At 66.8% G+C, this 244-nt stretch carries 1 pseudogene; it reads left to right on the top strand.

The features are described 5' to 3' along the window. Window positions 1-244 (top strand): annotated as a pseudogene (locus KVT32_RS31110) (cardiolipin synthase B); the annotation flags it as partial.

The following is a 244-nucleotide window of genomic DNA, read 5'->3' as shown; positions in this document are numbered from 1 at the left end:
GTGGGCCCTCATCGACAACTGGGTGCGCCAGGAAGCGGGCGAACTGCCGGCGGTCGACTACTTCCCGCGCCTGGCGCCGGCCGGCGACAAGTTCGTGCGGGTGCTGGCCACCGAGCCGAACCGGCACTCGGAAATCTACAAGTCGCTGCTGGTGGCGATCAACGAGGCCAAGAAATCGGTGCACATCACCTCGGCCTATTTCGTGCCCGACCAGCAGTCCGTGGATGCCCTGATCGGCGCGGCC

Source organism: Achromobacter sp. GbtcB20 (assembly GCF_019091095.1).
GTDB classification, from domain to species: Bacteria; Pseudomonadota; Gammaproteobacteria; order Burkholderiales; family Burkholderiaceae_B; genus Achromobacter; species Achromobacter mucicolens.
This window is presented reverse-complemented; position numbering and strand designations above follow the sequence as displayed.